Here is a 5,853-nt window from a genome sequence, read left to right as displayed (position 1 = left end):
AAACTTTGCAACAGAACCTTTAGAACGATTAAATTTTGATTTTAACTATATCTCCTTATTGAACTAACGCATGATTTAGAAAAAGATGAACAAATCATTACGAAAGCAGGAGGGAGAACGGCTCCTACAACTTGGGTGATGAAGCTGTTTCTCGAAATTTCTTGGCTTACAAAAGACAATATGCCGATGGTGTTAGCGATAACAAACCAGCGACTGCTTGTATATAAGCAGCAATTGAATGCGGATATACACCGTGCGATGGGAATCCACCGCACGGATATCCAAGAATGCAAAGAAGTAAGCGGTCCGTTAAACGGAGCTATTCAAATCACTCTTAGGGATAGTCAGGCTTTTAAATTTGTTTTCAAGAAAGAACGGGTAGCTGACATTTTGTCTGAACTTCAGAAATAAGCTATATTTTGAGGAAATAATGTTTTTTCAATCCGCTTACCTGTTAGAGTGATGGCAATGGATTCCTATGCATATTAAACTTTTCAGTATCGGATAGAAGGTTTATTATTAAGATAACACCTAGTAAAAGCTTAACTCTTACAGTTATAGTTTTTCTCATAGGAATCCTGATCATAAGGCAAGGTGTGAAACAGATGAAAATTAACGATACAGACAAAAAAATATTAGAGATATTAATGCAAAATGGTCGAACTTCGTATGCAGATATAGGAAAAGAACTAAACCTATCACGTAATGTGGTACGTGATCGTGTGCAGCAGCTCATGGAAAAAGGTGTGATTGAAAAGTTCAGCGTTGTAATCAACTCTGAAGCTGTAGGCAAAAACGTCTCAGCCTTTTTTGAAGTGGATTGTGAACCTGCATACTTAGTGAAAGTAGCAGAAAAATTAGCTAATAATCCAAGCGTTGCCAGTTGTTATCAAATGACAGGGCCTAGTACATTGCATATGCACGTGCTAGTTGAGGACTTTGCATCCTTAGAATCGTTCATCAATAATGAATTATACGGGATAGAAGGTATTTCGCGAGTGGAAAGCCATATTTTACTACGCCGTTTCAAAAGCAGATCAGGACTAAAGTTATAATAAACTCCTTTTAACTGGGGAGTTTATTTTTTTTGATGATATTTTTTGAAAATTTTTAATTTTTTTAAAAATATACTGTACTTTTAAAAAAAATGGTATATAATCATTTTTAAATCGTGCGATTGTTATTTAATAAATCAGTTTTAAATAACAATCGTTAGAAAATAGGTAATTTTTCATTCGTTTGGTTATTATACTGCTTAGAAATAAGTACATATTACATGTAAAGGGAGAGGTTTTATCATGGCTTTACAATTAGATCCACATTATTCACCTTATACATCACAACGAAATGTAGTGTATGCCAAGAATGGAATGGTCGCTACGTCTCAGCCTTTAGCTGCACAAGCAGGATTGGATATTTTGAAAAAAGGTGGAAACGCGATTGATGCGGCCATTGCAACTGCTGCTTGTCTAACGGTAGTAGAACCTACCTCAAACGGTATTGGCGGAGACGCATTTGCGCTTGTTTGGACGAAAGGAAAGTTACACGGACTCAATGCAAGCGGTCCGGCACCGATGAATATTTCGATTGAAAAGGTAAAAGAAGTTGGATATGAACGGATGCCAAAGCATGGATGGTTGCCTGTCACGGTACCGGGCGCTCCGGCAGCTTGGGTGGAATTATCGAAACGCTTTGGCCGCCTGCCGCTGCTGGAGGTTATGAAGCCGGCAATTGAATATGCCGCAAACGGCTTTCCTGTTTCGCCTACGCTAGGCCGCTTTTGGAAAAAGGCATATGAACAATACAAACAAGAATGTACAGGAGCAGAATTTGAAGCTTGGTTTGAGACCTTTGCTCCGAAGGAACGAGCACCTGAAGTCGGAGAAATCTGGTCGTCTCTTGACCACGCTGACACGCTGGGAGAAATCTCCAGAACAAACGGAGAAAGCTTTTACAAAGGGGCACTTGCAGACAAAATTGCCGCAGCTTCTGCGACTTACGGGGGCTATTTAACAAAAGATGATTTAGCGGCCTTTAAACCGGAGTGGGTTGATCCTATTAAAGTAAACTATCGTGGTTATGATGTTTGGGAAATACCGCCAAACGGGCAAGGTATCGTAGCTCTGATGGCTCTAAATATCTTAAAAGGATTTGATTTTACAGCAAAAGAAACGACAGACACATACCACAAACAAATCGAAGCCATGAAGCTTGCTTATACTTGTGGCAAGCACTACATTACAGACCCTGAGCATATGGGCATGACCACAGAAGAGCTGTTAAGCACTTCGTATGGCCAGCAGCGGCAAGCGCTGATCGGAAGGGAAGCATGCACGCCGGCTCCAGGTGTACCGCCGCGCGGAGGAACAGTGTACCTTGCGACAGCGGACGGAGAGGGCAACATGGTCTCGTTTATCCAAAGTAATTACATGGGCTTTGGTTCTGCGGTTGTAGTGCCGGGAACAGGAATTGCCTTACAAAACCGCGGACATGATTTCAGCCTCGACCCTACTCATTACAACTGCCTGAAGGGCGGTAAGAAAACGTATCATACGATTATTCCGGGATTTTTAACGAAGGATAATCAACCTGTTGGACCATTTGGTGTCATGGGAGGATATATGCAACCGCAAGGGCATGTCCAAGTCATTATGAATACAATAGATTTTCACTTGCATCCGCAAGCAGCTTTAGATGCGCCAAGATGGCAGTGGAAGAGCGAAAAAACTGTAGAAGTAGAAAAAACATTCCCATCTCATATTACAGAAGAATTAGTACGAAAAGGGCATGATATCAAAGTGGCGGTAGACTCAGGTTCGTTCGGCCGCGGTCAAATCATATGGCGAAATCCTGAAACGGGTGTACTGATGGGCGGCACAGAATCAAGGACAGATGGGGCAATTGCCAGTTGGTAATCTACAGTAAAGGATTGATTCTATGAAACAACTAGACATTTTTATCGCATTTTTTCGCAGCAGCATGCTTGGATATGGCGGGGGACCTACGACGATTCCTCTTGTTCAAAAAGAGGTAGTAGAACGGTTTAAATGGATGAACAATGAAGAATTTGGTGATGTATTAGCGATTGCAAACACATTGCCCGGCCCGATCGCAACAAAGATGGCAGGCTATATCGGCTTTCGTATCGGCGGCGTACTGGGAATGATCAACGCCATCTTTGCCACTATTTTACCTACTATCATTTTAATGATTATATTGCTCAGTACATTAGTTGTGTTCAAAGATTTGAAGTGGGTTCAAGGCATGACAAAGGCAGTTGTACCGGTAGTAGCGGTAATGCTTGGAGTCTTGACTTGGGAATTTGTCCAGAGTTCCATTAAAGGGCTCAAGTGGTTTTTTACCACATTGCACATCATTGTCGCATTAGTGCTTATCGAATACTTTGGTATTCATCCCAGCTTTATAATAGGGACTCTTTTAGTAATTGCTGTCGTAAAGCCTACCGATACCTCTCGTCAAAAGAAAAAAAAGAAGGAAATATCAGCATGATGATGTATTTGCATATCTTTTGGGTCTTTTTTATCACCAATATTTTAGGATACGGCGGAGGACCAGCCACCATCCCTCTCATTCAAAAGGAAGTAGTAGAGCGCTATGAATGGATGACGACGCAAGAATTTAATGAAGCTTTAGCGATGGGGAACGCGCTGCCTGGTCCGATTGCCACAAAGATGGCAGGCTACATCGGTTTTCAAGAGGGTGGATACCTCGGATCATTTTTAGCGGTACTTGCCACAGTTGCGCCATCTCTTATACTCATGCTTGCTTTAATGGGTCTTCTGTATAAATTCAGAAAGTCCCCGCAAGTCAAACGCATGACGCTTTATGTCAAACCGACGATTGCGGTCCTTCTTGGTGTGATGGCTGTTCAATCATTCTATGAGTCTTACTTTCAGATAGGAATAGGACACATTCTATTCTTAGGAATCGGCAGTTATTTATTAATGGAAAAAATGAAAGTACATCCTGGATTAGTAGTACTCGCTTCACTCATATACGGTGCAATCAATTTGTAGTGTAAACACTAGGTAGAGTCTCTATTTAGAGACTCTACAGATTCCGCAATCGATGCTCATAAACTAGCAGTAGCTCATACCATCTCCAGAAACGCCTTCAGCGGATGGTAAAAATGAAAGGAGGGAAAAGAAGGTACGTCGCTGATTCGCATTTTGCGCCTGTGCTATTCGAACGCATGATGTGCAATTCATAGCTGAATATCACGTCGTATATTTTGGGGCTTTTAAAATTTAAAGCGCTTTCTTTATTGGATTTACAATAAAAATTCCAGCCATATTGATCTTAACTAAAATTAGTAAAGTCCATGTGTGCTTCCTTTTCTAAGCTGATTCATGTAGTGTACGTACATCATCTTATTATAAAAAAAGGATGTGTTTTCGATTATGAAAATGAAATGGATTGTTATAGCTTTTTTGGCCGTTCTTTACCTGATTAACTTTACAGATAAGGCGATTATAGGATACGCAGCTATTCCTATTATGGAAGATTTGAAACTTAACTATAGCCAATGGGGTATAGTTGGAAGCAGCTTCTTTTGGTTGTTTTCAATTATGTCTATAGTTGGAGCCGCATTGTCAGATCGAATTGGAACAGGCAGAATGCTCGCTTTTATGGCTATTGGTTTGACAATAGTACAGTTTGGAGCATTAGCAATTTATGGCTTGCCAATGCTAATTTTGTGCCGTGTCCTTTTGGGTGCTATTGAAGGACCATTTCATGCAACTGCGATTAGCCATATAAGCAAACATTTCGTTCCTGAACAGCGCGGCCTTGCGATTTCCATTATGAATACAGGTAGCATGATTGCTAAATTGATGGTTCCTGTTCTTATTTCCCTGATTGGAATTTATGGTTGGCGAATGACATTGGCTATTTTAGGCGTATTAAGCCTGGTTTGGGCAGTTCTGTGGCTGGTGACTTTTAAAGGGAAAACTGAGGGGAATATAGTGAAAAGTGAATCTACCCTAGTTTCCAATAAAGTAAACTGGTCAGAGATCTATCCACTTTTTCTATCTCCTACTTTTATCTTTACTCTTCTTGCTCTATTCATGGCTTACTGGATTCTTACATGGTCGTTTGTATGGATGCCGACCTATCTTGTTAAAATTGTGCAGTTAACACAAGCACAGATGGGCTATGCTGTTATGTTCATCGGCCTTGGTTCTGCTCTTGGTGGTGTACTTATCTCATTTATCTCAGATCGGGTACTTAAAAAAACAAACAATCTTCGAAAATCCCGTGTGCTTGTTGCTGGACCATCTCTAATATTAGCTGCTGTATGTTTTTATTCTACAACAGTTGTCCAAAGTGTATATGGAGCCATTATTGCCTTATTTTTGGGAATGGCGTTTGTAAATGGCATGTTTCCACTTGCACCCCAGATTGTGAATCACTTACTTCCTGAACGAAGAGGATTAATGTCAGGTGTATTGCTAGGGCTTGCAAACTTGTCAGGAATTATTGGACCAGCTGTAATTGGTTTTGTTGTCCAATCTGCAGGCGATAACATTAGGGTCGGATTTAATTACTCTGTTTTATTGAGTGCTACGCTATTATTACTTGCCAGTCTTATTTTCTGTATTTTTACAAAACCTGATAACCAAGCTAAGGACAAAAAGTTACCATCAAAAGTTGTAAATTTATAGGGATTTAATAAATAGGGCAACTAACCAACGACCTCTTCCAATATCGGTTCTGGTGCAAAAAATCTCTTAAACTTGGACATACTGATACTATTACTCTAAAAAAGGTGCGTGATCAGTATGGAAAATCGAAATTTATTCAAGTGGAAGCATTATGGTTCTGTTGCAAAGT

At 40.3% G+C, this 5,853-nt stretch carries 6 protein-coding genes; all 6 read left to right on the top strand.

Annotated features, from left to right (window positions below; translation table 11 throughout):
- Window positions 1–138: 138 nt before the first annotated feature.
- The 6 genes from CN326_RS23655 to CN326_RS23630 all read left to right on the top strand — a co-directional run bounded on the left by CN326_RS23655 (window position 139) and on the right by CN326_RS23630 (window position 5,684).
- Window positions 139–411, top strand: coding sequence for a hypothetical protein (locus tag CN326_RS23655; protein ID WP_098311364.1), 273 nt, complete (start codon window positions 139–141; stop codon window positions 409–411).
- Window positions 412–605: 194 nt separating this feature from the next.
- On the top strand, window positions 606–1,055 hold the full coding sequence (locus tag CN326_RS23650) for an Lrp/AsnC family transcriptional regulator (RefSeq protein WP_098311363.1): 450 nt from the start codon (window positions 606–608) through the stop codon (window positions 1,053–1,055).
- Between the two features lie 243 nt (window positions 1,056–1,298).
- A complete protein-coding gene (locus CN326_RS23645) occupies window positions 1,299–2,915 on the top strand; it encodes a gamma-glutamyltransferase family protein (protein ID WP_098311362.1) in 1,617 nt (538 codons plus the stop codon).
- Between the two features lie 22 nt (window positions 2,916–2,937).
- Window positions 2,938–3,510 carry a chromate transporter gene (locus CN326_RS23640; protein WP_098311361.1) on the top strand — a complete coding sequence of 191 codons (573 nt, stop codon included), beginning with the start codon at window positions 2,938–2,940 and terminating at the stop codon, window positions 3,508–3,510.
- Window positions 3,510–4,037: a chromate transporter gene (locus CN326_RS23635; protein ID WP_098311365.1), complete on the top strand. Its 528-nt coding sequence runs from the start codon at window positions 3,510–3,512 to the stop codon at window positions 4,035–4,037. Before CN326_RS23640 ends, CN326_RS23635 begins: the two co-directional genes overlap by 1 nt.
- A gap of 384 nt (window positions 4,038–4,421) precedes the next feature.
- Window positions 4,422–5,684 carry an MFS transporter gene (locus CN326_RS23630; protein WP_098311360.1) on the top strand — a complete coding sequence of 421 codons (1,263 nt, stop codon included), beginning with the start codon at window positions 4,422–4,424 and terminating at the stop codon, window positions 5,682–5,684.
- The last annotated feature ends 169 nt before the right edge of the window (window positions 5,685–5,853 follow it).

The sequence above is a fragment of the Bacillus sp. AFS018417 genome (genome assembly GCF_002560985.1).
GTDB classification, from domain to species: Bacteria; Bacillota; Bacilli; order Bacillales; family Bacillaceae_G; genus Bacillus_A; species Bacillus_A rhizoplanae.
This window is presented reverse-complemented; position numbering and strand designations above follow the sequence as displayed.

Coding starts and splice junctions, on each gene's coding strand:
- CN326_RS23655 (WP_098311364.1), top strand. CDS start 139: ATGAAGCTGTTTCTCGAAATTTCTTGGCTTACAAAAGACAATATGCCG.
- CN326_RS23650 (WP_098311363.1), top strand. CDS start 606: ATGAAAATTAACGATACAGACAAAAAAATATTAGAGATATTAATGCAA.
- CN326_RS23645 (WP_098311362.1), top strand. CDS start 1,299: ATGGCTTTACAATTAGATCCACATTATTCACCTTATACATCACAACGA.
- CN326_RS23640 (WP_098311361.1), top strand. CDS start 2,938: ATGAAACAACTAGACATTTTTATCGCATTTTTTCGCAGCAGCATGCTT.
- CN326_RS23635 (WP_098311365.1), top strand. CDS start 3,510: ATGATGTATTTGCATATCTTTTGGGTCTTTTTTATCACCAATATTTTA.
- CN326_RS23630 (WP_098311360.1), top strand. CDS start 4,422: ATGAAAATGAAATGGATTGTTATAGCTTTTTTGGCCGTTCTTTACCTG.